Annotated in this window: 1 protein-coding gene; it reads left to right on the top strand. The window is 71.8% G+C overall.

The genetic code is table 11. From position 1 onward, the window contains the following. The coding region (locus IU459_RS37085; protein WP_228839050.1) for a condensation domain-containing protein at window positions 1-1,595 on the top strand (1,595 nt) is incomplete at both ends.

Here is a 1,595-nt window from a genome sequence, read left to right as displayed (position 1 = left end):
AAGGCGCTGCCTGCGCCGGTTTTCGAGGCCAAGGTGTTCCGTGCCCCGTCCACTCCGATCGAGGAGATCGTGGCGGAGGTCTTCGCCGATCTGCTCGGCGTGCCGCGCGTCGGCGTGGACGACGACTTCTTCGAGCTGGGCGGCAACTCGCTGGTGGCCACCCAGGTGACCGCCCGGCTGAGCGCGGCGCTGAACACCGACATCGGCGTGCGCGTGCTGTTCGAGGCGCCGACCGTCGCCGCGCTGGCAGCCCGGGTCGAGTCGCACGCGGGAACCGGTGCGCGCCAAGCGCTCACGGCCCAGGTTCGGCCCGAGTACCCGCCGCTGTCGCTGGCGCAGCAGCGGATGTGGTTCCTCAACCGCTTCGACGCCGACTCCGCCGCGAACAACATCCCCGCCGCGGTGCGGCTGGACGGCGCGCTGGATCTGGACGCGCTGCGCGGCGCGATCGCCGACGTGATCGCGCGGCACGAATCGCTGCGCACGGTCTACCCGTCGCGCGACGGCGTCGCCTATCAGCGGGTGCTGCGCGCGACCAAGGCGATTCCGGAGCTGGACGTGGTCGAGGTGGCCGAGGGGCAATTGCTCGGCGCCTTGTACGCCTTCGTCGAGCGCGGTTTCGACGTGACCACCGAACCGCCGGTGCGGCTGCGCGCCTACCGGCTCGCGCCGGACGACTACGTGCTGGTCGTGGTGGTGCACCACATCGCCGCCGACGGTTTCTCGATGCGTCCGCTGGTGCGCGACCTGATGACCGCCTACGTGGCGCGGACCTCGGCTGCGCAGCCCGGCTGGCCGCCGCTGGCGGTGCAGTACGTGGACTTCGCGCTGTGGCAGCGCGACACGCTCGGCTCCGAGGACGATCCGACCTCGCTGATCTCCGAGCAGCTCGACTACTGGCGCGGCGCGCTCGCCGGTCTGCCGGACGAGCTGCGTCTGTCGGGCCGGCCGCGGCCCGCCGTCGCGTCCTACCGGGCGGGCACCCATCGCTTCCGCGTGCCAGGCGAGCTGATCGATGAGCTGAATCGGGTCGCGCATGCGCACGGCACCACGCTGTTCATGGTGGTGCACAGCGCCTTCGCCGCGCTGCTGGCCCGGTTGAGCGGCTCCGACGACGTCGCCATCGGCATCCCGGTCGCCGGGCGAGGCGAGCAGGCGCTCGACGATCTGGTCGGCATGTTCGTCAACACCCTGGTGCTGCGCGCGCAGGTGGACACCGCCGAGTCGTTCGCCGACCTGCTCGCCCAGGTCCGCGAGCGCGACCTGCAGGCGTTCGCGCACGCGGACGTGCCGTTCGAGCGGCTGGTCGAGGTGCTCAACCCGGCCCGCTCGCAGGCGCGGCACCCGCTGTTCCAGGTGATGCTGTCGTTCCAGAACCTCGGCCGCACCGCGCTGGAGCTGCCCGGCCTGACCGTCTCCGAGCTGGGCATCGACCAGCCGACGGCGAAGTTCGACTTGCAGCTCACCCTCAGCGAGGTGCCCGGCGCCGAGACGGCGATGGACGCCGAGCTGGTCTACGCCACCGACCTTTTCGACGGCGCGTTCGCGGGCACGTTCGCCGAGCGTTTCGTGCGCGTGCTGCACGGCGTCGCCGC

This window comes from Nocardia amamiensis, assembly GCF_015477605.1.
GTDB classification, from domain to species: domain Bacteria; phylum Actinomycetota; class Actinomycetes; order Mycobacteriales; family Mycobacteriaceae; genus Nocardia; species Nocardia amamiensis_A.
This window is presented reverse-complemented; position numbering and strand designations above follow the sequence as displayed.